Annotated in this window: 21 protein-coding genes; 15 read left to right on the top strand and 6 right to left on the bottom strand. The window is 62.7% G+C overall.

Annotated elements, in window-relative coordinates; all coding sequences use genetic code 11:
- Positions 1–143 precede the first annotated feature (143 nt).
- The 7 genes from BPHYT_RS30050 (at position 144) to BPHYT_RS30020 (ending at position 8415) form a co-directional block, all read left to right on the top strand.
- Positions 144–1712: a sensor histidine kinase gene (locus tag BPHYT_RS30050; RefSeq protein ID WP_012427900.1), complete on the top strand. Its 1569-nt coding sequence runs from the start codon at positions 144–146 to the stop codon at positions 1710–1712.
- Positions 1694–3070, top strand: a complete 1377-nt coding sequence (locus tag BPHYT_RS30045; RefSeq protein WP_012427899.1) for a sigma-54-dependent transcriptional regulator — start codon at positions 1694–1696, stop codon at positions 3068–3070. Before BPHYT_RS30050 ends, BPHYT_RS30045 begins: the two co-directional genes overlap by 19 nt.
- 139 nt (positions 3071–3209) lie before the next feature.
- Positions 3210–4016, top strand: coding sequence for a hypothetical protein (locus tag BPHYT_RS30040; RefSeq protein WP_012427898.1), 807 nt, complete (start codon positions 3210–3212; stop codon positions 4014–4016).
- A 27-nt stretch (positions 4017–4043) separates the two neighbouring features.
- A complete protein-coding gene (locus BPHYT_RS30035; protein ID WP_012427897.1) occupies positions 4044–4610 on the top strand; it encodes a hypothetical protein in 567 nt (188 codons plus the stop codon).
- Between the two features lie 50 nt (positions 4611–4660).
- Complete coding sequence (locus BPHYT_RS30030) at positions 4661–5827, top strand: metallophosphoesterase (protein ID WP_083772108.1); 1167 nt, start codon at positions 4661–4663, stop codon at positions 5825–5827.
- On the top strand, positions 5824–7134 hold the full coding sequence (locus tag BPHYT_RS30025; RefSeq protein ID WP_012427895.1) for an MFS transporter: 1311 nt from the start codon (positions 5824–5826) through the stop codon (positions 7132–7134). The genes BPHYT_RS30030 and BPHYT_RS30025 overlap by 4 nt, the downstream gene beginning before the upstream one ends.
- A 9-nt stretch (positions 7135–7143) precedes the next feature.
- A complete protein-coding gene (locus BPHYT_RS30020; protein WP_012427894.1) occupies positions 7144–8415 on the top strand; it encodes an arsenic transporter in 1272 nt (423 codons plus the stop codon).
- 195 nt (positions 8416–8610) lie between these two features.
- On the opposite strand, the gene BPHYT_RS30015 is transcribed toward BPHYT_RS30020, so the two are convergent.
- Entirely contained in the window at positions 8611–9636 is a 1026-nt protein-coding gene (locus BPHYT_RS30015) for an NAD(P)H-dependent flavin oxidoreductase (protein WP_012427893.1), read from the bottom strand.
- A gap of 531 nt (positions 9637–10167) precedes the next feature.
- Between BPHYT_RS30015 and BPHYT_RS30010 the strand changes: the two genes are divergently transcribed.
- On the top strand, positions 10168–12072 hold the full coding sequence (locus BPHYT_RS30010) for an AAA family ATPase (protein WP_012427892.1): 1905 nt from the start codon (positions 10168–10170) through the stop codon (positions 12070–12072).
- An 80-nt stretch (positions 12073–12152) separates the two neighbouring features.
- Here BPHYT_RS30010 and BPHYT_RS30005 read toward each other — a convergent pair whose 3' ends face one another.
- From BPHYT_RS30005 to BPHYT_RS29995, 3 genes are all read right to left on the bottom strand, one after another.
- Positions 12153–12413 (bottom strand): hypothetical protein, encoded by a 261-nt coding sequence (locus tag BPHYT_RS30005; protein WP_012427891.1) that lies wholly within the window; start codon positions 12411–12413, stop codon positions 12153–12155.
- Positions 12414–12502: 89 nt separating this feature from the next.
- Complete coding sequence (locus BPHYT_RS30000) at positions 12503–13297, bottom strand: sulfite exporter TauE/SafE family protein (RefSeq protein WP_012427890.1); 795 nt, start codon at positions 13295–13297, stop codon at positions 12503–12505.
- A 206-nt stretch (positions 13298–13503) separates the two neighbouring features.
- Positions 13504–14700 carry an acyltransferase family protein gene (locus BPHYT_RS29995; protein WP_041759744.1) on the bottom strand — a complete coding sequence of 399 codons (1197 nt, stop codon included), beginning with the start codon at positions 14698–14700 and terminating at the stop codon, positions 13504–13506.
- A gap of 232 nt (positions 14701–14932) precedes the next feature.
- Here BPHYT_RS29995 and BPHYT_RS38400 point away from each other — a divergent pair, with 232 nt between their 5' ends.
- The 3 genes from BPHYT_RS38400 to BPHYT_RS29985 all read left to right on the top strand — a co-directional run bounded on the left by BPHYT_RS38400 (position 14933) and on the right by BPHYT_RS29985 (position 18053).
- Positions 14933–15127: a hypothetical protein gene (locus BPHYT_RS38400; RefSeq protein ID WP_148225162.1), complete on the top strand. Its 195-nt coding sequence runs from the start codon at positions 14933–14935 to the stop codon at positions 15125–15127.
- A 125-nt stretch (positions 15128–15252) separates the two neighbouring features.
- The gene (locus tag BPHYT_RS29990; protein ID WP_012427888.1) at positions 15253–16386 is read left to right on the top strand and encodes an OpgC domain-containing protein; all 1134 of its coding nucleotides are present in this window, start codon (positions 15253–15255) and stop codon (positions 16384–16386) included.
- Between the two features lie 65 nt (positions 16387–16451).
- A complete protein-coding gene (locus BPHYT_RS29985) occupies positions 16452–18053 on the top strand; it encodes a tannase/feruloyl esterase family alpha/beta hydrolase (RefSeq protein ID WP_407669303.1) in 1602 nt (533 codons plus the stop codon).
- 141 nt (positions 18054–18194) lie between these two features.
- Here BPHYT_RS29985 and BPHYT_RS38840 read toward each other — a convergent pair whose 3' ends face one another.
- Entirely contained in the window at positions 18195–18617 is a 423-nt protein-coding gene (locus BPHYT_RS38840; RefSeq protein WP_012427886.1) for a hypothetical protein, read from the bottom strand.
- 390 nt (positions 18618–19007) lie between these two features.
- Between BPHYT_RS38840 and BPHYT_RS29975 the strand changes: the two genes are divergently transcribed.
- Genes BPHYT_RS29975 through BPHYT_RS29965 form a run of 3 tightly spaced genes read left to right on the top strand, consistent with a single transcriptional unit; the run spans position 19008 to position 22165 of the window.
- Positions 19008–19934 carry an ABC transporter ATP-binding protein gene (locus BPHYT_RS29975; protein ID WP_012427885.1) on the top strand — a complete coding sequence of 309 codons (927 nt, stop codon included), beginning with the start codon at positions 19008–19010 and terminating at the stop codon, positions 19932–19934.
- Entirely contained in the window at positions 19931–20692 is a 762-nt protein-coding gene (locus BPHYT_RS29970) for an ABC transporter permease (protein WP_012427884.1), read from the top strand. The genes BPHYT_RS29975 and BPHYT_RS29970 overlap by 4 nt, the downstream gene beginning before the upstream one ends.
- 57 nt (positions 20693–20749) lie before the next feature.
- On the top strand, positions 20750–22165 hold the full coding sequence (locus BPHYT_RS29965; RefSeq protein WP_012427883.1) for an amidase: 1416 nt from the start codon (positions 20750–20752) through the stop codon (positions 22163–22165).
- A gap of 131 nt (positions 22166–22296) precedes the next feature.
- Here BPHYT_RS29965 and BPHYT_RS29960 read toward each other — a convergent pair whose 3' ends face one another.
- Entirely contained in the window at positions 22297–23298 is a 1002-nt protein-coding gene (locus tag BPHYT_RS29960) for a helix-turn-helix transcriptional regulator (RefSeq protein WP_012427882.1), read from the bottom strand.
- 182 nt (positions 23299–23480) lie between these two features.
- On the opposite strand from BPHYT_RS29960, the gene BPHYT_RS29955 reads away from it, so the two are divergent.
- On the top strand, positions 23481–24392 hold the full coding sequence (locus BPHYT_RS29955) for a helix-turn-helix domain-containing protein (RefSeq protein ID WP_012427881.1): 912 nt from the start codon (positions 23481–23483) through the stop codon (positions 24390–24392).
- Positions 24393–24493: the final 101 nt, after the last annotated feature.

Raw genomic sequence — 24493 nt, 5'->3', positions numbered from 1 at the left:
CGAAAACTGTTGCGCGGGTCGCGTGCGTTCTCGGAGTGCTGCATTACACTCATTGCCCATCGGGATAATGTGTTGCGACCGCCGAAACGACCTCGCGCAATCTCCTGGGCCACTTCGACTTAACGCTGCGGACTGTCACCACAATGAAGCGAATCTCCTTCGCAACGCAGCTGGCTTTGCTGTGGGCGCTTGTTGCAGTCGTCTGCATGCTGCTCGCTGGAATTATCTGGCTGCTATTCCAGACAGACCAGAGCCGGCAGATTTCCACCGCCAGCCAACAGTCCATCGCCGCGTGCCAACACGTGGCCGCACGCTATGCGCTTTCCCGGCAGCTCGGCACAGACTCACCTGCCACCGACCTGATGCATGCAGTCCTCGACACGGTTCTGATCCAGACGCCGAAAATCGAAGGTGGCTTCTGGGGAAGCAGTGGCGACACCCTAAGCAACCGGACTCCAGCGCCTCCTCCCATGCCCGGTCCGGCCGGCGGTGCGGCACCGCCGAGAGCGCCTGATGGATTTCTCGCGTACTCATTCCCGACGTACGAAGGCAGCGGCGTCAAACGGGACATTCCTCAGGCCGAGACGCCCCTGATACTCCGCACGCTGCGCCTCGCAGCGTCCAGACACGCTTCGGTTTATGACTCGGTGCCCGGCGGCGAGGGCGCTACGGTTGCCGCTGCCTGCCCGGTCGCCGGAAGTACAACGCTTTATGCATGGACGCTGACCAGGGCACAAGCTCCGCTTGGGCAATACGGCCATATCCTCGTGCTGTCTCTCGCCGTCATCCTGACGGGTATTCTGGTCATTGCCCTGATTCTTGGCATTGCGCTGCGACGGTGGAGGAAAAACCTGTCGGCACTCGAGCGGGGCCTATCGCCAGAAACAGCGGACTCCCTGACCGAGCTTCCACTAGTCGGAGAAGCCGACCTCGACAAAATCATCAACGCCGTGAACGCCTTCGCCGCGCGGTCCAAGGCTTCACAAGCCCGTGCCTCCGCTTTAAGCGAGAAATTACTGCAAGCCGAGCGCTTCGCTTCGCTTGGTAAGCTCGCTGCACAGGTAGCACATGAAATCCGCAATCCATTGGGTGCCGTCAGGTTGAAACTGGAGAACGTTCTTGCGCACGACGGCCACGCGCCGAATCAATCGCTCACGTCGGCCCTCGGCCAGGTGGAACGTATCGAGACGCAGGTAACGAGTCTGCTCGCGTTGACGCAGCCCGTCACACTCGTCATGAATACAGTTGATGTGGCGGAATGGGTAACGGCGAGCGCGGGTACGCATCGGGAACGGGCGGCGCAGAAGGCTGTCGACCTGACAGTCGAGGTCGACCCTCTGAAGCCGGCGCAACCGGAGGTCGACGGTCAAGCGGCGAGGTTCGACCCGGTACAGATGGCAAGGGCGCTCGACAACCTCATACTCAATGCGATCAGGCATGCCCCGCCCGGGGGCAAAGTCGCGGTACGCGCACAGCACACCGGCACCGGCAATATGTTGCGTATTGCTGTCGTGGATAATGGACCAGGGATACCGGTCGCCGACCGGGAACGTATTTTCGAGCCGTTCGTCACCGGACGGCCGGATGGCTCGGGGCTGGGCCTCGCCGTTGTCCGCGAAGTCGCGGCGGCGCACGGTGGCCGCGCGCACGTGGCCGACACGGACAGCGGCGCTTGTTTCGTCATTGAGATTCCATGGCACACATACTCGTAGTCGACGATGACGATGGCTTTCGTGAGGGGCTCGTCGAAACGCTGGTCGACCTTGGGCACTCGGTCGAGGAGGCGAGCTCCGGCGAACAGGCGCTGGGAATCCTGACGAATGCCGCCGTTCCGTTCACCTGCATGTTTCTCGACTTCCGCCTGCCCGGCATGGACGGGCTCGCTATACTCGAAGCATTGCAGACAACCGTCCACGGGCCGACGCTGCCGGTTGTCATGCTGACCGGCTTTGCCTCGAGCGACAACACGATAGGCGCGATGACGTTAGGGGCCTTCGACCATCTGACGAAGCCGGTCGGAAGACAGGCGATACAGTCGTTGCTCGAGCGTATCGTCTCCTCGACAGCGGCAGGCGCGACGTCCGACGAGCCACTGCCTAAGTTCGCCGCTGAGCCGGCGAGTACAAAGCCCCGGTTGCTGGGTGTCAGCGAGACGTTGCGCGAGGTGCAGAAGCAGATCGGGCGCGCGGCATCATCCGATGCAACGGTCCTCTTGAGCGGCGAAACCGGTACAGGAAAAGAGGTGGCGGCACACGTGCTTCACGATGCGTCGAAGCGCCGGGATAAGCCGTTCGTCGCGGTCAACTGCGCCGCCATTCCTTCTGAACTGCTCGAGAGCGAACTGTTCGGGCATGTTAAAGGCGCCTTCACAGGGGCCTCAGCAGACCGCGCCGGATGTTTCGCCGCTGCCGACGGCGGCACGCTGCTGCTCGACGAGGTCGGCGACATGCCGCTGCCGATGCAGGCCAAGCTGTTGAGGGTCATCCAGGAACGGCAAATTACTCCGCTAGGCTCGAGTCGCGTGATTCCTGTCGATATCAGGCTCGTCGCGGCAACCCATCGCGACCTGAAGGCAATGGTCGAAGCAGGAGAGTTCCGTGAGGACCTGCTTTACCGGCTCAACATTATCCCCATCGAACTACCCCCTCTGCGCGAGCGCCTGGCCGACATCCTTCCGCTTGCCGAACACTTTCTCGCCGAAGTCGCCATTCGCCGGTCTCGCGGCATGCGGCTGTCCTCGCCGGCGCAACGTCTGCTGCTCGGTTACGCGTGGCCGGGAAATGTCCGTGAACTCAGAAACGCAATCGAGCGCGCGGGCGCACTGGCTCCGGGACCTTCGATTACGGCAGAAGACCTCGGGTTTCTGAACGCGAAACCGAACGACGGCCAGCCGCTTCTGAACGCAAGCTTCTTCGACATGTCATTGCCGGGCGCCGTGGAAGCAGTCGAGCGGGCCATGATTAGCCACGCGCTGAGACTCGCTGACAACAACCGCGCCGACGCGGCGCGCCGGTTGGGCATTAGCCGCCAGACGCTTTACGCGAAGCTGGCGGCGCTCAAGCTCGAATAAGGTGTCAAGCAACGCGACGCGCCCTGTCGGGTTGCCTGACACTGGTCTGGCTAAATCGCCCGCAAAGCCCTGTGGAGAAGGGATAGTCGTTATGGCATAGGCCTTGCAATTAACTCCGTGTCGTTCAACGGAGAGCATCATGGCCTCAGATCGTTTCAACCCGACGGGCAGCCGGCACACGCTGGCGAGCCGTACCGCTCCAACCACAAAGGTCGCCCGCGCCGCAGCCCTGGCACTGTGCCTTGTGACATTCGCGTGTGCCGCGCAGACCCCGCCTCTTCAGGGACCCGGCACGCCTATTCCTCCACCGCTCGCCGGTGCACCCGCTGGCGCGATGCCAGCCGTGGCGCCGCCACCTCCGCCGCCGCCCACCCCGGTAGCGATGCAGCAGCAGCCGGTTGTCGCAACCGGGGCGGTGAGCCGCTTCGTCATCAACCCTGAAGGCGATGTCGACGGCTTCCTTCTGAGTGACGGTTCGCTGGTTCACTTTCCGCCGCATATGAGCGCCCAACTGGTCAGCGTTGTCCATGCCGGCGACACGGTGCAGATCGCAGGGTTTCGTGGCGGCGCGGGCAACGTCACCGCGCAGCAAATCACCAATCAACGAACGTCCCAGCAGGTCGTCGACCAGCCTCCGCCAGTCAACGCAATGCGTCTTCCGCCGACCTTGCGCGGAGCCGGTCTCGTCAAACTCAGTGTCAAGGGCACGGTGGCACGCGTCACGACGGCACCGGGCGGAGAGCCTGATGGCGTGATGCTCAGCAATGGAACGGTCATCAAGATGCCGCCGCCGCAAGCACAGCAGTTTGCCAGCCTGATGCGACCAGATGCATTGGTGGCCGCCAGCGGATACGGAACGCGCAATCAATTCGGCGAGGCGCTGCAGGCAACCGCGTTCGGCACGCCTGGCAATGTCACGCAGTTGTACAACGATATGCCTAACTAACTTTTTCTATCTTACTGGAGCAACACCATGCATTGGATTGACCCGGAGTGCTTGCAGGAAACGCGCGGCACCGTTACCCGCTTTCTCCTGAATCCCCACGGGGAACTGGACGGTTTGATTCTCGACAACGAGAGGCAGGTGCATTTCCCGCCGCATCTTTCCAAACTGGTCGCGAAACATGTCAGCGTGGGCGACAAGGTTCGCGTGAGAGGCGTCAAACCGCGTGCCGCCGATATCGTCGCAGCCGTCCAGCTGCTATCGGCAACCGGTATCGTGATTCTTGACGAAGGTCCGCATCACCATGGTGAGAGGCATGAGAAGCCTCATGCCGACAAGCGCGCAATGGAGGTCACGGGCGAAGTGGAACTCTCACTGTATGGGCCCAGGGGCGAACTGCGCGGCGCCTTGCTGACCGATGGAACCTCGATTCGCATGCCTCCTCATGCCGCGGAGAATCTGTCCAGTTACCTCGCACCCGGTGCCCACATCCAGGTCTGGGGCCATGGCGTGAAGAACCGGCACGGCAAAACGATCGATGTCGACGACATCGCCGAACTGGTCGATGCGGAGGATCTCCCGGCGACAGCGGAGTAGTCGCACGAACCGAACCTTATCCAGCCACTTTCTTTGAAGAAGAACGCGAAATGGTACAAAGGCAAAACACGTTTCCGCCATCGAGGCTTTCGCACTGCGGCGAGCCGCTTGTATGGATGCATATCGGCGACCTTCATCTGACGGAGGCCGAACTGCCCAACCATCTCGCGCTTCGCGACATCGTCGCGCAGGCGAATGCGCATCTCGCAGGGCAAATCGACTTTGCCGTGCTACCCGGCGACAATGCCGACGACGGTACGCCTGCGCAGTACGACATTCTTCGCGCTGAGCTCGACGATCTCGAGATTCCGGTTCACATCATCCCCGGTGATCACGACTTCAAGTCTCGAAATCTGGACGCATTTCACACTGTGCTTCGCGCCGAACATCTTCCGAAAGCCACCCCGGTTAGAGACTATCGCTGCTTCTTTCTGGACTACGTCTCTGCCGGAACCGGTGGTCCGGATTTCAGGCTAGGGCAATCTCAAATGGATTGGCTAAAGGCAGAGCTTCAAAACGCCGCTGCAGCAGGTAAAGAAACGGTGGTTTTCGCCCATGGCTATCCGGCTGACCTTGCAGACGCTAACGAAGCCGTTGCGTTCCATCGTTTGCTCCGGGAGTTCCGCGTCGCGGTTGTCGATATGGGGCATACCCACTACAACGAACTCGCGAACGACGGCAGGACCATCTATGCATCGACACGCTCGACCGGTCAGATAGAGGAGGGACCGGCGGGTTTCTCGCTTCTGGCGGTGGATAGCGGTGTGGTGAGCTGGCGTTTCAAACCTCTCGATGAAGCATGGCCCGTGGCGATGATTACCTCGCCGGCGGACAGGCGACTGGTGACTCGACCGTATCTGCTCAATCAGGTGCCCTCCGGTCAAGCCTGCATCAGAGTGAAAGCGTGGAGCGCGTCAGGCATAAGAAGCGTGGACTGCCGGATCGGCGACGGCGAATGGCAGCCCATGGTGTTCGCCGAATCCGAGCGGCTCTGGACGCTCAATTGTGCAATCCCTGACGGAGCATGTCCGATTGTTGTACGTGCGACGGATCGTGCCGGGTCATCTGGCTTCGACAGCATCGAAGCCACCTCGACATTCGATGAAGACCGGGAGCGGCACGCGGATGGAAGCGATCGCGACACGATTGGCGCGTGGGAAGAGAAACACCTGATGGGCACGCAGCTCGGACCGAACCGTAACGGGAGAAAGTGGTGAGCCCGCGGTCAGAGCAGCCGCCGGCTGACGACGAAGCGCCGAAGTCCCCGTCGTCACGCAGCCTGCGCGGGCTCGACGGGTTAAATTTCCTGATGGCCGACGTGCGGGACGGCCTCGGCCCCTTCCTGTCCGTCTATCTGAAAGGCACCCAACACTGGGGCTCGGGCAACATCGGTCTGGTCATGGCGGCCAGCGGTGTTGCCGCGGCTATCTGCCAGATTCCGGCGGGGTTACTGGTGGACGCGGTCCGAGTCAAGCGCCTGCTCATTGCGATTTCAGGTCTGCTGGTCGGCGCGGGATGTCTTCTGATTGCCTTCTTCCCGAAACTGCCGACCGTGCTCGCCGCGCAAATTACGCTCGGTGCAGCCTCGGCCATCATTCCACCTTGTCTCGCGGCATTGAGTCTCGGCGTGGTGGGACACCGGCTGCTGCCTGCCCGGATAAGCCGCAACGAAGGGTTCAATCACGCCGGGAATTTCACGGCGGCTGTTCTGGCGGGCGCTCTGGGACAGTACGTCGGGGTTATCTGGCTGTTCTATCTTATCTGCGGATTTGCAGTGGCAAGCGCGCTCGTGGTTCTGCTGATCAAGCCGAAGGAAATTGACCACGAGCTCGCCCGTGGCGCCGAAAAGCCGTCGGAGACGAAGGGGCACACCAGCCCCATGCCGTTTTCGGCGCTATGGAAAAAGCGCGACCTCAAGGTGTTCATCATCTCGGTCGTCCTTTTTCACTTCGGCAATGCCGCGATGCTGCCGCTCGCGGGCCAGGTCATTGCAAAGGTCCATCCAGGAATGGATGTCATCGCACTAAGCGCCTGTGTTATCGCTGCACAACTCGTGATGGTCGCGGTCGCCGCGGCCGTGGGCCATGCCCTGTACAAAGGGGTTGGGCGCAAGAAGATTTTCCTGGTCGCACTGGCTGTACTGCCGGTCCGGGGTGTGCTGTTCTCGATGACGAGCAGTCCCTATGCCGTGGTGGCGATTCAGTTGCTCGACGGCGTCGCCGCCGGCATTTTTGGTGTTATTGGGGTCGTCATAGCGTCTGACCTGATGCGCGGCACCGGACGGTTCAATCTCGCTCAGGGCCTCATGGCGCTTGCGGTGGGAATCGGCGCTGCGCTCAGTAACGTCACCGGGGGATATGTCGTCGAGAAATTTGGTTTTACGGCTGGATTTCTGACCCTGGCTGCTATCAGCGCGCTGGCACTCGCGTTCTTCGCGGCGTTCATGCCGGAAACGCGACCGGACGAGGAGGGTAAGGCGGCGCCGGGCGAGCAGCGCCGAGACTTCATTCCAACATCGAACTGACTGGAAAAAATGAATGCATTGCTGAGTTCCCCTGTGTCCGTCTGGGCTATCGCCGCGCTCTCAACGCTCGGCGTCATCACCCGGCCGTTCAGGCTTCCTGAAGCAGTGTGGGCGGTGCTTGGCGCACTTGCCCTATGCGGGCTTGGGATGCTGTCATGGTCCGACGCACTTGCGGCGGTCGGCAAGGGCCTCGACGTCTACCTGTTTCTGACCGGCATGATGGTAGCGTCCGAGCTTGCCCGCAAGGAGGGGCTGTTCGACTACCTGGCTGCACTTGCTGCGAAACGCGCTGCAGGCTCGGCGAAGAAGCTGTTCTTTCTGATGTACTGCGTCGGTACTATCGTGACTGTCTTCATGTCCAACGACGCGACCGCAGTCGTGCTGACACCCGCGGTGCTCGCTGTTGCCCACGTCGTCAAGGCAGAGAAGCCTCTGCCGTATCTCTACATTTGCGCCTTCATTGCGAACGCCGCGAGTTTCGTCTTGCCCATCTCAAACCCTGCGAATCTGGTCATCTTTCAGGACCGTATGCCGACGCTGCTGAGCTGGCTCGGTCGTTTCGCCGTACCGTCGGTGTTGAGCATTGTCGCCACCTATCTGGCGCTGCGTTTCATGCAGCGGCAGGAACTCACGCAGCAGATTGAATCCGAGGTCGAGGTTCCCAGGCTGTCGGCGGCAGGCAAAGCGACGGGCCTCGGCATCGCCGTGATGGCTATCGTGATGCTGGGCGCGTCGGCGCTCGATGTATCCCTTGGCCTGCCGACTTTCTGCGCCGGGCTGGTGCTCTTTTTGGCCATCTGCATCCTTAAGCGGAAGTTTCTCGGCGCGCATCTTGGCGAGATTTCCTGGGCGGTCCTCCCACTGGTCGCCGGACTTTTCGTTCTGGTCGAGGGTCTTCAGCGCACAGGCGTGATAGCAAATCTGGCCGCTGTCGTCAGGACCGCTTCGACAACTATCCCCACTCACGCGGGCTGGATTTCCGGTGCCGTCATGGCTGTCGCCTGCAATCTCATCAATAACCTGCCGGCTGGCCTGATAGCCGGCTCAGCGCTCACGGCCGCTCATGCACCCACGCCTGTCGCGAGTGCGGTCCTGATAGGCGTCGACCTCGGTCCGAACTTCTCGGTCACGGGCTCGCTCGCCACCATTCTCTGGCTGACGGCCCTGCGCCGGGACGGTATCGAAGTGACTGCGTGGTCTTTTCTCAAGCTGGGTGTCGTCGTGACGCTGCCTGCGTTGGTGACTGCATTAGGCGCTGTTGCCTTGGGAGCGACCTGGTAGCCGTGTTGTCCTCAGGCAGCCTGACGCGGCTTGAGTAACGCGAAGGACGTATTCCGCCGGGCGAATGCGTGAAGCGGACTTGTCGGCGCCGCATTCAGGGGAATTGATAAAGGCTCTGCGCGAGCCTGAGAGAGCAACCGGTGACGATGCGAACGGGCCCGATGAGGCCCGTCGCACCTCCCCAACGCTTGACTGTCAGTGCGCACTTGCGGCGCGGACCCGCGCCGCCGCGTCCGCCGCCTCGTTCATGAGCCGGGCGATAACTTCCGCCGCCGGTGCGCACCGCTCGACCAGCGCCGACGATTCCCCCGCGAACAGCGCCATTTTTTCCATATCGCCCACCGTATCGCGTAGCGGGGAGATCGTGCTGAATTTGTAGATCGGCCCTTGGTCGTCGTGCGCGATTTCTTCGCGCGGCAACACGTGGGGATGATTGCCGAACAGATGGTCGCCGGCCTCGCGCGTCACGCTGTTCGCCAGCACGCGCACTGGCGAGCCCGGCGGCCAGTTGATCGCGTAGACGTCGGTATGCACGGTGTCGCCCGCGCGGGCATCGACGATCCGTTGCTTGTGATAGTCGTGCGCGAAAGACTCATGCGTCGCGACGAATAGCGTGCCGCAGTGAATGCCCGCCGCGCCGAGCGCGAGTGCGGCAATCAGCCCGCCACCGGTCGCGAAGCCGCCGGAGGCCACCACTGGCACATGCAAACGCTGCGTGAGTTCCGGCAGCAGCGCCATGATGCCGATGCGCCCGCGCACATGGCCGCCGGCTTCCACACCTTGCGCGATGACGGCGTCCACACCGGCCTGCTGCGCGGCGAGCGCCTCGTCGAGCGAGCCGACTTGCCAGAGGACGAGCGCGCCGGCGTCTTTAGCGCGTTTCACCACGTCCGGCATGACGTTCCAGAAGAAGCACATGGCCGGCACCTGCGCCGCGCGGCACACGTCGAGTTGCGCATCGAGCAGCGCGGGGTCCGTCCGGAAAGGAATGAGGTTGACGCCGAACGGTTGGCTCGTCGTCGCGCGCACGGCGGCGATCTCGCACTCGATCACCTCCGGTGCTTCGCCAACCATGCCGAGCAGGCCAAAGCCGCCGGCTTCAGAGACGGCGACCGCCAACTCGGCGCGCGCCGGGCCGCCCATGCCGGCTGAAATGACGGGATGCCGACAACCGAGCAAACGGGTCAGCGCTGTGTCGAATACCGGCGTGTTGTCCTGCATGGAGGTCCTCCCATCGTGTCGCGCGGCGGTGGTGCACAGGATTGTGCGACTCGCCGCATCGAACCTGCATCCGCGGCGGTCTTTTTAGAGTAGATGCAGATGAGCGCGATCGCAGCGGCTATTTTTTCGTCGGAGGATAGACCGGCGCGACAAGTCGATATTCAGTAATTCTGACCGATTTAAATAGGGAGCGGTTAATAGTAGATATGTCGGATACGCAATGAATTTAGCGCTGGTAAACTGTGCGCCGGAGCACGGTCGTAGCGCGCTGCTCACAGCGCTCGCTCCCCAAAATCCGGCGGCTCGAAAACGCCGGATAGACTGTAGAACTAGGCCTTTTCTGCGATTTGGAAGAAGCGGCTGCACGGCATACTGGCCGTGTGCACGTTGCTAAAAGGGACGTATGGTTGGCTGTCCTGTCTTCCGGTTATGCATGGTGTCGCATCAGTCGATTCCCCTCCGCCAACCTCTGCCCATCTGAACTTTGACAAGTATCGGGGCTCGCTTTGAGCCCGTTTTTGGAAGTGACTCATGAAGCCGGGAAACAATTCGCTTGGTAAAAGACGCACGCGCAAGATCGCCATCTCGGTGGCGGCCGCGCTGATCGCAGTGCTGCTCGCATTCGGCGTGTGGCATTACCAGCAGCGCGCCGCGCAGGTCGCGCCTGCGCTGACCGGTGTCGCGAGCCAGATGCGCCACGATTCCTCGGCATGGACGCACGAAGAAAAAGACGCCTCGCAAATGCTGCGCGATATTCACGACGCGAAGGTTGCCGCGATCGGCGTGAGTCCCAACGCGATTTTGATCTCGAAGCGCGACGGCACGAAATACTTCGTCACCGACCATAACGCGACGTTCTCGCATGCGCTGCTGCTCGGCGAGCCGAAGGCCGACGAAGCCGCCGCGTATCAACTCGTCTGGCTTCCCGATGCGGATATTCAAACCGGCGGCTCGCGCTGGGTGCAGGTGTTCGATCAGGTGCGCGACGCCATCAGCGTGCTGCTGCCGCTGCTGCTGGTTGGCGGCATGGTGTGGTTCATGCGCCGCGAAATGCGCGGCGGCGCGACGCTGCTCGCGAGGGCGCCCGCACTGCGTTTCGACGACGTGATCGGTGCGGGCGAAGCGAAGACGGCGCTCGCGGACATTCGCGGCTATCTGTCCGACCCGAAACAATTCACGTCGATGGGCGTGCGCGCGCCGTGCGGCATTCTGATGGTAGGCGGTCCGGGCGTCGGCAAGACGCGGCTTGCGCAGGCGCTGGCCGGCGAGTGCGGCGCGAACTTCATCTCGATCACGGGCAGCTATTTCAGCGCGAAGTATTACGGCGTCGGCATCCAGAAGGTCAAGCATCTGTTCGAACTGGCGCGCAAGAATGCGCCCACCGTGATCTTCATCGACGAAGCCGACGGGCTCGCCAAGCGCACGGATACGGGCAGCGGTCCGGTCGAAGCCGAGAGCAATCGCATCATCAATCAACTGCTGGCGGAAATGGATGGCTTCGCTTCGAACGAAGGCGTGATCATCGTCGCGGCGACCAATCACCCCGACAATCTGGACGAGGCATTGCGCCGCCCGGGCCGCTTCGATCGCACCGTGCAGGTCCGTTTGCCCGATCGCGAAGACCGCGCGAAGATTTTCCGTTTCTACGCGGAGAAACTGAAGTCGAAAGCCGCCGACATCGACTACGATCAACTGGCGCGGCTGACCACGGGTTTGTCGCCGGCAACGGTCGCGATGGTGGTGAATCAGGCGGGGCTCGTCGCGCGTAAGTCGGGCGACACCGAAATCACCTCGAAGCATTTCATGGAAGCGATCAAGATTGCGCGGATCGGCGACGTGAGCGGCGCCGAGCGCGCATTGAGCGAAGACGAACGCACGCGTATCGCGGTGCACGAAGCGGGGCACGGTCTCGTCGCCGCACTGCTCGGCACGGGCGTGCTGGAAGAGGTCACGATTTTGCCGCGCGGCGGTGCGCTCGGTGTGGCGCTGATCACGAAAGCGCAGGACAAGCACCTGTACCGCGAGACCGAGATCCGCAACGAAATCCAGGTTTTGCTCGGCGGCCGCAACGCGGAAATTCTAACGTTCTCCGAAGCATCGAGCGGCGCCGCTTCGGATCTGCAGGAAGCGTCGCGTATCAGCCTCGACATGGTGTCGAAATTCGGTTTCAACAGCGACGGCGATCTGTTCAGCCTCGCGGCGCTGCCGTCGCAGTACGCGGGTCTGCAAATGAAGAGCGCTATCGAGCACGCGAACGTGCTGCTCAAGGAATTGAACGAACTATGTTACGGCTTGCTGCATGCGTACGAGCCGGTGCTGCGCGCAATTGCGGACGAATTGCTGGAGCAGGAAACCGTGCCCGGCGAAACCGTGTACCGGTTGATCAAGGAGCACAAGAGCGCGCTGAAGATCGTTCACGAGCCGGAAGCGGCTTGAACGGATGATCGACGGATTGCGTCGATCGCAAACAATGGGCGGCGCCAGTTATGGCGCCGCTTTTTTATTGGCCGCACCAGCTACGCGAAATCCGATGGGCCGGGCTCCGGGACGCCCGGAGGCGTCTCGGTGTCGCCCAGTGCCTCGCCGTCGTCGTCGTCAGCGGGCGGCAGTGTTTCGCCTTTTTTGGGCAGCGGTTGATCGAGACCCGGTTCGACCGGCGTGGGGATCGCATCGCCGATCGGTTTGGAAACCTCGGTGGGCGGCCTGCCGGGGTCTTCCTCGGGCTTTCGCGCGGGCTCGTGCTCTTGCTCGTTCGGGGAATTGGCCATGGTTGCCACGACGGGCTCTCCGGTTGGTTGGGGGTACACCGTTGTGCAGCAATGCGCGTACCACGGCCCAGTTCGAACGCGCGCTGACGGTGCGATCCTTATAGAACGCCGGATTTCCAGATCATCTGCGCGGCGGCGGCCACTACGAACACGAGCACCAGAATCCGGAACGCGGAGGGCGGCAAGCGGTCGCGCAAGGGCCGCACCAGCAGCATGCCCGCGATCACCGGCACGCTCGCGCAGGCGGAGATGGCCAGGTCCGTCCAACTGGCATGCGCTCCGCCGCTGAACGTCGCGACGAGCGTGATGATCGACACCACCAGAATGATGGCGATCTGCTTCGTAAATGCTTTGCCCGTCGCGCCCGTGGCGATCAGATACATTGCGAGCAAGGGGCCGGGCACCGAAGCAATGCTTTCCATCAACGCCGCGCCGAATCCAAGTACGAACCCGGCCGGCTTGGCCCACGTCGGCGAGAGCGTCAGCCGCGGCGAGGCGAGCAACAGCAGTGCTGCGATCATCAGCAAGGCGCCGGCGGCCGCTTGCGCGCGATGCGGCGCCAGCGAAATCAATACGGTCACACCGACGATGTTGCCGATCACCGTGCCGATCAACGGCGCGGCGATGCGCCTGACGGTCGGCAGGAGTTCGCCGCCTTCGAGCGCCTGCGGAATATTGCCGAGGATGATCGGCATCGACAGCAGAAGAACGGCTTCCTTGATCGGCAGGAAGTGGCTCAGGATCGGCATGGCCACGAGCGGCACGCCGATGCTGACCACGCCCTTGACCATTCCGCCCAGCAGGAGCGCGGCAACGATGCCGAGCAACGCATAGAGGTTGAGCGCCTGCAGGCCCGCGCCAAGCACGCCGCCGGCGAAAGTGAAATGAGACATGGTTGGACAGCGCGTGTTGGAAACCGCGAGCCGGCCGCGCGGTTCGGATGGACCGGACAGCGCGCGGGCGGTGGCTTGTTGTTATCGTTCGGCCAGTTCGATGTCCGCGGGTCACGCAAGATCGGAAGCAGCCGGCTCAGTGAGGCCGCATGATACCGTGCTCTCGCTGGCGCCGCATGCAGGCAAAACGTAATGCGCGGGTGGCGTCAGACCGCGTCCGATGCGGCGCTTTCGTTCCTCGACGAATGCTCCGCCTGCTCACGACGCGAGGGCGGCGTCGGCGTCGACGTGTACGCGTGAGTGGGCGTCGTGGCCGCCGCCGGCGCAGGCCGCGTCTTCAAACGAAGGATCGGCTCTTCGATCAACCGCCACGACAGCATCGCCATACCGAGCGAAATGACAAACGACCCGGCGATGCCAACGACGTGCGCCCACACAGGCACCGTGCCGCCGAAGAGCGCCGCGGCGTGATGGTTGCGAGTCAGGTCGGGGATCAGGTTGTGATAGAGGTAAAAGCCATAGCTGATTCGCCCGAAGCTCACCAGCCAGCCCGTTTCCAGCAGGCCGATCACGACGGCGTTGCGGCAGCAGGCAATCGAACACACCAGCGCCGCGATGCACACGCCGTACGAAGCATTGACCAGGGTGAACAGCAGCGCACTGTCCACCTCGCTCCACATCGGTTCGGTCGCGCAGAAGCCCACCAGCGCGAGACTCAGCGCGAAGAGCGTCGCGCCGTGCCCGAGCCAGCCTCGCAAGCGGCTCGCTTGTCCCGCGATCATCAAGCCGCCAATGCCACCCAACGCCAGCAACCAGAAGTTCGTCAGCGGGTGCGTGTAAATGGTGATTTCCTGCCAATGCGCCGCGCGCATGGCGAGCAGCGAAACAAGCCCGGCCGCGATGATCGCGAGACACACCGCGCGATGCCGGCGTGCGGCAAGCAACAACAGGAGCGGCGCGAACAGGAGATAGAACTGCTCTTCGATCGCGAGGCTCCACAAATGCGAGTAGCGCCCTGGCCAATAGTGCAGCACGGAGCCGATCCATATATTCGACAGATAGGCGAAATGAAACGGCATGCCGCTCGCCAGTTCGGGACTCGCCATGCCGAATGCCATCAGCACACACATCACCACCAGCATCAGGTAGTAAATCGGAAAAATGCGCAGGGTACGGCGAAACAGAAAGCGCTTTAATTCAGCGCCGAATCGACTGGCGCCGCTTTCAATGCGCGCGCGTTGCGCGGCAAGAATGCCGATGATCAGAAAACCGCTCAGCGCGAAAAAGATCCATACGCCGAGATGACCGATCTCGCCGATGTCGCCGAACAATCGGTGCTGAAAAAATACCATCAGGACTGCGATCGCGCGCAATCCGTCGAAGCCGGCAATTCTGTGGTTCATGTGGTCGTCTTCCAGTGCGAAGGCGGCGCGCGCAGCGCAGCCGTTCTGGGCGGTAGTGGAAGGACCGGCGCGCATCGGTGACGCTCGGGTCGGCCGTGGCGAATAGAAGGCGTCGCAATGACGCTCGGCGTGTCGGCCGATCGCGGATCGGCCGGCCGCGTGTCCGGTCCACATGAGTGGCCGCCGTCGAAAGGTGGCATCGCGCGAAACGCGCGAGCTCCGACGGGCGTGCATGAAACCATCCTACGATGAAAAAAAGCAAAAAAAATCGCGCATAGCATCCAGCGATTTATTTTCCGCGCTGATTACCGAGCGCATGCGCGTCCGGCGAGTTAATGCCGCAAATCTTGCCGCGAACCGAAGACGTGATGACTCAGTATTACCGCACGCCAACAACGTAATTTCAAATCGCCGCCACGCGATTTGAAATTAGAGGCAGGTTGTCAGCGCGCGCGGGCGGACCGCACAGGCTCGCTGGGAACGTTTTAATGTTGTGATGTTCCTACGAAAAACGACGCGCGGCATGCGTGCGTCTCTCCTGCGAGAACCTGAATGGAAACCCTTCGCGGCCGCCCCGGTGGAAGTCCTCCTGGAGGGCGTTCGATCGAAGTCGACTTCTTCCGCGGCGTCGTGCTGATCGTCATCGTGCTGGATCACATTCCAGGCAGCGCGCTGTCGCATCTGATGCTGCATGCCTACGCGTTGTGCGATTCTGCGGAAGTGTTCGTGTTTCTCGGCGGCTATGCGTCGGCGGCGGCGTACACGGCGGTGCTCGCGGGCCGCGGCGAGACCGCGGCGAAGATGCGCTTTGTGCGGCGCTGCTGGGAAATCTACCGTGCCTATCTGTTGACGGCGATATTGACGCTGCTGTCCGGCGCCATTCTCGCCACGCTGAATCTGAACCGTCCCATGGTCGACCTGACCGGCTGGCCGCCTTTCGCGGTTCAACCGCTGCGCGAAGCGTTCGATATCATGCTATTGCGGCGCCAGCCTTATCTGTCGAGCGTGTTGCCCATGTACGTGATCTTCGCGCTCAGCGTGCCGTTCGCGGTGCCGCTGGCGCGCCGTTCGTCGCTCACGGCGGTAAGCCTGAGCTTGCTGATCTGGGCGCTGGCCCGGCCGTTGGCCGCATTATTCAGCATTGACGACGTGGCCGACTGGGCTTTTAATCCGTTTGCATGGCAACTGATGTTCGTACTCGGGATTGTTTGCCGGGTGCAGCCCATCAGCGAGCGCTTTCACGCAACCCGTACGGCGCGCTGGTTCACGCGAGTCGCCGTGGTCGCGGTGCTGGCGTTCGCTGTCGTCAAACTTTTCGTGCTGACGCAACCTTTGCCCGGCGCGTTTAAACAGAATCTGTCTCCTGACCGCGTGATCAACTTCATCGTCATTGCCTGGCTCGCCGCGCAGTTCGTGCGCATGGGCAGTATCGCGTGGCTCGCGCGGCGGCTGCCTGCCGTGGTCACCGTCGGCCGCACGGGGCTCGTGTGTTTCGTTGCGGGCACACTGGTTTCGTTGATCGTCGATACGGCGACGCCGCATATGTTTCATGGCTTTCGCGGCGTGCTGATCGGACTCGGCGGCGATCTCGTCGCGATCGGCGCCGTGCTGATGATCGCGCGCGGCTGGAACGGCTGGAAAGGGCAGAAGTCGGCTGCGGTTGCCAATGGCGCGGGTTACGGATGAGGTCGCGCCGGCGCCGTGCGCGTCTCGCGCGAGATTCGCGCGCGGTCATCCAGGTTGTCGGCGCGATGGTGTGGCTTGCCGCTCACCCGGCGCACGCCGCGCTCAAGGAAGCGCCGCTCGCCATGCGCTGCGCGGAATTGGCGGGCGCCGTTCTGCAGCCGGAACTCATTGCGTTGCCGACCGCCGGCGTGCAGATCGAGAGCGCGGCGATGGTGAGCGCGACCGCGCCCGGCAATCAGCAAGGCGGCGAGTATTGCCGCATCACCGGCCGCATCAAAGGGTTCAACGCCACCACGCCCGATATCCGTTTCGATCTGAATCTGCCGCGCCGCTGGAACGGTCGCGCGCTGCAGATCGGCGGCGGCGGATATAACGGCGTGGTGGTGAGCGGCACCGGCGTGATGCCGTTTTCGCCGAACCGCGCGCCGCTCGCGCAAGGCTACGCGACGTTCGGCGACGATTCGGGGCATGTCGGCGATTCATCGGTCGCGGTGTTTGGCCTCGTCGACGAGGCGGTCACGAACTTCGGCTTTGCGCATCTGAAGAAAACGCACGATGCAGCGCTTGCGCTGATTGCCCGCGCCTACGGACGGCCGCCGCAGCGCATGTATTTCGCCGGCGGCTCGACCGGCGGCCGCGAAGGCTACACGGTGATGCAGCGCTATCCCGACGACTACGACGGGGTGATCGCCAATTCGCCCGCGCTCAATTTTACGGGCGTGCGCCTGCTGGGCGTGAAACTCGGGCAAGCGGAATACGGCACGCCCGGCGGCTTCATTTCACCGATGCTGCTCGAACACGTCTATCAACGCACGCTCGCCACGTGCGACCGGCTCGACGGCGCGGCGGACGGCATTGTCAGCGATGTCGCCGCGTGCCGTGAGCACGAGGCGGAGATCATCGAGTCGCTGCGCTGCGGCGGACGCACGCCATCTCACGATGAATGCCTGACGGACACGCAGCTCTCCACCTTGCTCGTGATGCGCGACGGGCTCTCGTTGCCGTACCGTCTGGCATGGGATGTCGATGGCTACCGCGGCTACAACATTTTTCAGGGCACGCATCTGACCGGGCTGCTCGGCCTTGCGCATCAGCCGGAGCGCTTGCAGGTGCCGACTTTCTTCGCCAACGGCTACCTGTTCGCGCAAGGCGACGGCTATATCCGCTATTTCGTCGCGCGGGACGCCGGTTTCGACTCGCTCAGGCTCGACCCGCAACACCCCGGCAAATATCGCGCGCAACTCGTCGCGCTGTCGCAGACGATCGGCGCGATGAACCCCGATCTCACGCGCTATATCGCGCGCGGCGGCAAGCTCATCACGCTGCAAGGCCTCGCCGACGAAGTCATCAGCCCGAACCAGACCATCGCCTATTACGACAAACTGGTCGACCGGTTCGGTATCGACCAGGTCAATAGTTTCATGCGTTTGTACATGGTGCCGGGATTCCAGCACGGCAGCGGCGTGTTCATTCCGTCGGTCGATCTGCTGGGCGCGCTCGATAACTGGGTGACGCGCGGGGCATCGCCCGAGACCTTGACGGCAACCGATATCGCGGCGGCGACCAACGGGCGCTCACGTCCGCTGTGCCGCTATCCGCTGTTTCCGCGCTACATCGGCAAGGGCAATGTGAATCTGGCCGGTAGTTTTGTTTGCGCGGAGCCGTGAGCGGTAGTTTTTGAAAAAATGCCTCGCGAGGGGAAAGACCCGCGTGCGTGATCTGCGCTTCAAAAAAAGAGGGCGGCGATGCCTTGCATCAGCGCCGCCGCCCCGTTCGAAACTGAACCAGTCAATCCAATCAAGCCTGTTTTACTGGCCGTTCTGCATCGTGCCGCCGGCACCGTTGTTCATGCCATTGCCGGTCCCGTTGCTCATGCCTTTGTTGGTGCCTTTATTCAGGCCATTGCTCATGCCGCTGTTCGAGCGGTTCATCGACGGGCTATTGGGTGTCGCCCCGGTGCCGGTGCCCATACCGCCGCCGGTGCCGGTCACACCCGGCGAGCCGTAGCCCGACTCGCCCGGGCTTTTCATCGAACCGCCGCCCACGCCCGGTGTGGCAGTCCCACCCGCGCCGCCGGTCGTGCCGCCGCCCGCACCCACGCCCGTGCCGCCACCGCCCGTGCCACCACCCGCACCGCCGGCGCCACCGCCGCCGCCTGCTTGCGCATACGCGCCGCCGGACAAAGCCATCACGAGCGCCGAAGCGAAAATAGTCCTGGTAATGCGTTTCATGGTTCAACCTCCATAGAGTCGGTTTGATGTCACGCAAGCGCTTGTCGCTCACATGTATTGGACCGCGCAAGCGGTGTGCCTCGCGTAAGCCTTTCGCTTGACCGGGACGGACGCGCCAGCATGCTGGGAATCGAGCATGAGGCGTTCCCGGCGTCGCGTGACCAAACCGATTTGGAAGCCGAACTATTTTGCACTGCAGCGAAACCGGATGGCTTGCGCGTTTTGCCACACCGCCTCGGCGCACCTCGTTCCGAGACCCGACCCTACGCTTTTCCGGCGCACTGCCGCGATACGCTGCACGCTTTCCCACTTTCCTTTACATTGCGGGTGCGATTGCGCTTTAACATCGCTCCCTCTAATCAAACAACGGTGTCTGCCATCGTCGATTCCATGCAGCCAATCGTCTCGGTCACGAACTTGTCGAAAACCTATGCCACTGGTTTTCATGCCCTTAAAAACATCAATCTGGCGATCAACCGCGGGGAAATCTTCGCTTTGCTCGGGCCGAATGGCGCGGGCAAAACGACCCTGATCAGTATCATCTGCGGCATTGTCAACGCCAGCACCGGCAGCGTGACGGTGGACGGCCGCGACATCGCGACCGACTATCGCGGCGCGCGCTCGCTGATCGGCCTCGTGCCGCAGGAGTTGACCACCGACTCCTTCGAAACCGTCTGGGCCACCGTCTCGTTCAGCCGCGGGCTGTTCGGCAAGCCGAAAAATCCGGCGTACGTCGAAAAGGTGTTGCGTGACCTGTCGCTGTGGGAAAAGCGCGATAGCAAGATCATCACGCTCTCGGGCGGCATGAAACGGCGCGTGCTGATCGCCAAGGCGCTCTCGCACGAACCGCGTGTGCTGTTCCTCGACGAACCGACCGCCGGCGTGGACGTGGAACTGCGCCGCGATATGTGGAAGCTGGTGCGCTCGCTCGCCGCGAGCGGTGTGACGATCATCCTCACCACGCACTATATCGACGAGGCGGAGGAAATGGCCGACCGCATCGGCGTGATCAGCGCGGGCGAAATCATGCTGGTCGAAGAGAAAACGGAGTTGATGCGCAAGCTCGGCAAGAAGCAGTTGACGCTGCAACTGGAGAGCCCGCTCGCGCAAGTGCCGGCCTCGCTCGCGGGCTACGGGCTCGACGTCGCGAAGGGCGGCAACGAGCTGATCTACACCTACGAAGGCGAGGGCGGACGCACCGACATCATCGCGCTGCTCAAGGCGCTCGACGACGCCGGCATCCGCTTCAAGGACCTGCACACCACGCAAAGTTCGCTCGAAGACATTTTCGTCAGCCTGCTCCGAGGTAACCAATGAACATCTACGCGATTCGCGCGATCTACAAGTTCGAGATGGCGCGCACCTGGCGCACGCTGATGCAAAGCATCATCGCGCCGGTGATTTCGACTTCGCTTTACTTCGTCGTGTTCGGCGCGGCGATCGGTTCGCGCATCAAGGAAGTGGACGGCATCAGTTACGGCGCGTTCATCGTGCCGGGTTTGATCATGCTGTCGCTGTTGTCGCAAAGCATTTCGAATGCGTCGTTCGGGATTTACTTTCCGCGCTTTACCGGCACGATCTACGAGTTGTTGTCGGCGCCGGTGTCATATCTGGAAATCGTCGTGAGTTATGTGGGCGCGGCGGCCACCAAATCGATTCTGCTCGGGCTGATCATTCTCGCGACCGCGGGCCTGTTCGTGCCGCTGCAAGTGCAGCATCCGTTCTGGATGATCCTGTTTCTCGTGCTCACGGCGGTCACATTCAGTCTGCTCGGTTTCATTATCGGCATCTGGGCGGATAGCTTCGAGAAGTTGCAACTCGTGCCGCTCCTGATCATCACGCCGCTGACTTTTCTGGGCGGCAGTTTCTATGCGGTCAATATGCTGCCGCCGTTCTGGAAGGTCGTGACGCTGTTCAATCCGATCGTCTATCTGGTTAGCGGCTTTCGCTGGAGCTTCTATGGTCTCGCCGACGTGAATGTCGAGGTGAGCCTCGGCATGACCGCGCTTTTTCTGGCGGTGTTTCTGTTGATCGTTGCGTGGATCTTCAAGACGGGTTATCGGCTCAAGTCCTGACAGGGCGCGTGTCGTGCGACACTGCCGGACGTCCCCAACACGGAGCCGATAGCCATTATGTCCGTCGATTTCAGTCTGATTGAGCGTAGCGCGTGCGAAGTCGTCGATCTGTTGCGTGAAGAAGCGGTGAGTCCGCACGATTTGCTCGACACGCTCGCCGCGCAGGCGGCGCGCGTCGAGCCGCAGGTCAACGCGCTGCCCACGCTGTGTTTCGAGCGCGCTCATGCTCATGCCAATGCTCTGCTGAAGAAGCCCGTGGCCGAACGCGGCTTGCTGTGCGGCCTACCGGTGCCGATCAAGGATCTGACCGATGTGGCCGGCGTGCGCACCACGCGCGGTTCGCTGGTTTACCGCGACCGTGTGCCGGAAACGTCGGATGCCGGCGTGACCTTGCTCGAAGCACGCGGCGGCGTGGTCTACGCAAAATCCAACACGCCGGAGTTCGGCTCCGGCGGACATACGTATAACAGCGTGTTCGGCGTGACGCGCAATCCGTGGGACCTGTCGCGTTCAGCGGGCGGTTCGTCCGGCGGCGCGGCGGCAGCGCTCGCGTCGGGCACCGCGTGGGTCGCGCAGGGCTCCGATCTGGCGGGTTCGCTGCGCACGCCATCCGCGTTCTGCGGCGTGGTCGGTATGCGTCCGTCACCGGGCCGCGTGTCGTACGGTCCGCTCGCCAATCCCTTCGATACGCTCGGCATTCACGGCCCGATGGCGCGCAACGTCACCGACGCGGCGCTGCTGCTCGACGCGATGTGCGGCGAAGTCGACGGCGCGCCGTTGTCGCTGCGTGAGCCGGCGACCTCGTTCCTCGACCATGCGCGCCGGCCACAGCGCCCAGCGCGCGTTGCATTCAGCGAAGGACTCGGCATCGCCACCGTCGAGCCGGAAATTCTGGCGATCTGCCGCAAGACAATGGAACGGCTGTCGACGGATGGCGTCAGCGTCGAGGAAAGCGATCTCGACCTGAGCGCGGCGACGCAGGCATTCCACACGCTACGCGGCATTGCCTACGCGACGAACTACGAAGACGTGCTGGCGCGGCATCGCGACGTGCTGAATCCCAACGTGATCTGGAATATCGAGTTTGGTCTGCAGTTGGATAATCGCGCGATGCGCGCGGCGCAGCGCACGCGCGCGGAACTCTTCTACAAGCTGAATGCGCTGTTGCAGCGCTACGACGTGCTGATCTGTCCGGCCTCGATCGTGCTGCCATTCCCGGTCGAAGCCCGGGATATTCGTGATGCGGTCGGCCAGCACTTCGAGACCTACATCGACTGGCTCGCTATCACGTATGCGCTGACGCTCACCGGCATGCCGGTCATCGCGATTCCGTGCGGGATGAGCGCGAGCGGGCTGCCTGTCGGTATTCAGATCGTCGGCAAGCCGCGTGGCGAGGCGGCGTTGCTTTGCGCGGCGCGCGCAATCGAAGAGATCATCGGCACCTGGGCCACGGGTAAGCCTTCAGTTTTTTGAACGTCAACCCGCGTGCGATGTGGAGCGTGATTAGCCGTATGCGGAGAGCGGCGTAGGCCCTCACGAAGGCGCTCGTGAAGCTCACATCGTGGCCGGCGCCGCAACGGGCGTGCCGGCCACGACACCAGCCTCTACGTCACATAGGCCTGAGCGACATTGATCAACTGCACGCGGTTGCGCACGTTGAACAACTGCCGCAAACGCCGCAAGTGGTAATCGACGTTATGCGGCGACAGCCCGAGAAAGTAGGCAATCTCCTTATCCCGCTGACCCTGCACGACCGCCTTCAACACCGCATGCTGCAACTCGCTCAACGTGACGCGCTGTTGCTGCGCGGGCGCGATGCCGATCACGCTCTTCGCGTGCGTCCAGATGAATTCGTGGATCGTATGCGCGAACATGAGCGTTTCCGCTACGATCGACTCGGTCATCCAGCGCGGATTGCCGATCTCCGAGTTGAAGCACAAGCTCGCGCTCAGCTCCGGTTCCGGCAGCGGCATTTGCGTGAGAATGCCGCTTTTGCGCCCGGTCACTTCCAGCATGTCGATCAGCCCGCCGAGCCTTTCGCTGCGCATTTGCGCACGCGGCAGGTCGGCGCGCATGTCGGCCGTATTCCAGAGAAACGGCAGGCCGGTGGGCGACGCGAGCGCCACGCGCGGGTCGAGCTCGAAATAACGCTCGCGGAAATAACGCGTGAGCCAGCTATGCGACTCGTAGCTGGTCAGCACGAACATCGTCTTGTGATGCGCCGACGTGCGCGTGGCCGAATAGCTGAACGAGTCGAAGCCCAGTTGCTTGATGCGCTGCCGCACGAATTCGATGCGGTCCTGCGCGCTGCCAAAGCGCACCAGCGGACTGATGACGGGTGCGGCGCGCCGCGCGGCGGGCGAGGGCGTGCCGATCTCCTCCTCGGTGAAGAGCGTGAGAAAGCCTGCGGGCGCCACGCCTGTTGCGGTGCGGTTGGGTGCCCTGGATGCTTCAGCCGCGTGGGCTGATTTCTCGAGTTGCCGCGTGCCGGCCGGGTAAGCCGGTTGGGCGGCAACCGCCGAGTTGTATGCTGCCGACGCGTGCCCGGCTTCACCTTGCGGCGAACCGGTCAACCAGTGCGGCAGCGTATCGCATTCGTGTTCCATGAAACGGTAGCTCCGGCGTTCGAAACGCGTGAAAGACGACAACCTGAATGATTAGCTATTTCCAGAAATTGCGGTAGCCGGTTCCTTGCTATCATTTTTGAGTTCTTGCTCCGACAGAGGATCGGCAACGCGGGCATGGCAGGGTTCACTCTTCATATGGCACCTCCCTGGGAATGGACGTGATGGTACGAATTCCAAAACTCACAACGACGCTCGCCTACGACCGCTACATGGCGGGCCAGAAACTGGTGTCGAGCGTGAATCGCCCGTGGCGGCACCTGGTGCTGCGCTCGTATCTCGAACCGAACGAGCAGGAACTGCTGGAAGCGCCCGGCTTGCAGGACCTCACGCTGATGACCCTCGCGAGCGGCGCCGAGCATCTCGAGCGCAACCTGAACGGGCGCTGGGAAAGCGCCGATCTGCGCGTGGGCGACCTCTGGTTCGTGCCGCCCGCGCCGATCTCGTGGCGTTGGCGCTCGATCAGCGATGAGCCGCTGTCGACCGTCCATTTGCACCTCGAGCGCAGCCTGATCGAGAGCGTCGCCGATCAGATGGAGCTTGGCGGCTCCCGCGAGCTGTCGCTCGGCGACGCGATGCAGTTTCGTGATCCGCTGATCGCCGCCATGCTTGCCGCTTTGCATCGCGCCGCCGCCGATCCGTCCGACTCGCGTCTGTATGTCGATGCGCTGGTTCACGCGCTCGCCGCGCATCTGTTGCAGCACTATGCGCGCGGCCGCCCTGCGTCGGCCGGAACGCCGGCGCGCCCGCAACGCCTCGTGCCGCGCCGGATCCACCGTGTAACCGATTACATCCGCGCCAATCTCGACGGCGATCTCGCGATCAGCGAACTGGCCGCACAGGCGGGGCTAAGCAGTTTCCATTTTGCGCGGGTGTTTCGCCGCGAGACCGGCGAGACGCCGCATCAGTACGTATCGCGATTGCGGCTTGAGGAAGCAGCGCGGCTATTGCGTGCCACCGATCAGACCGTGCTGCAGATTGCGATCGCGGTTGGTTTCGAGAATGCCAGTCATTTCTCCGTGCAGTTCAAGCGTGGCTACGGCGTGACGCCGCTCGCTTACCGGCTGCGCGGCTGAAGTACGGATTGCGCGGCTGGAAGTGGCCGGCTGGTCAGCAGGCAGCGGCGGGACGACGGTTAACGGTTCGACGCAGCCGCATGAGGGCACCGGAGCCTCGC

The sequence above is a fragment of the Paraburkholderia phytofirmans PsJN genome, assembly GCF_000020125.1.
Classification (GTDB): domain Bacteria; phylum Pseudomonadota; class Gammaproteobacteria; order Burkholderiales; family Burkholderiaceae; genus Paraburkholderia; species Paraburkholderia phytofirmans.
The sequence above is the reverse complement of the archived record's forward strand: the minus strand, read 5'-3'. Positions and strand labels throughout refer to the sequence as shown.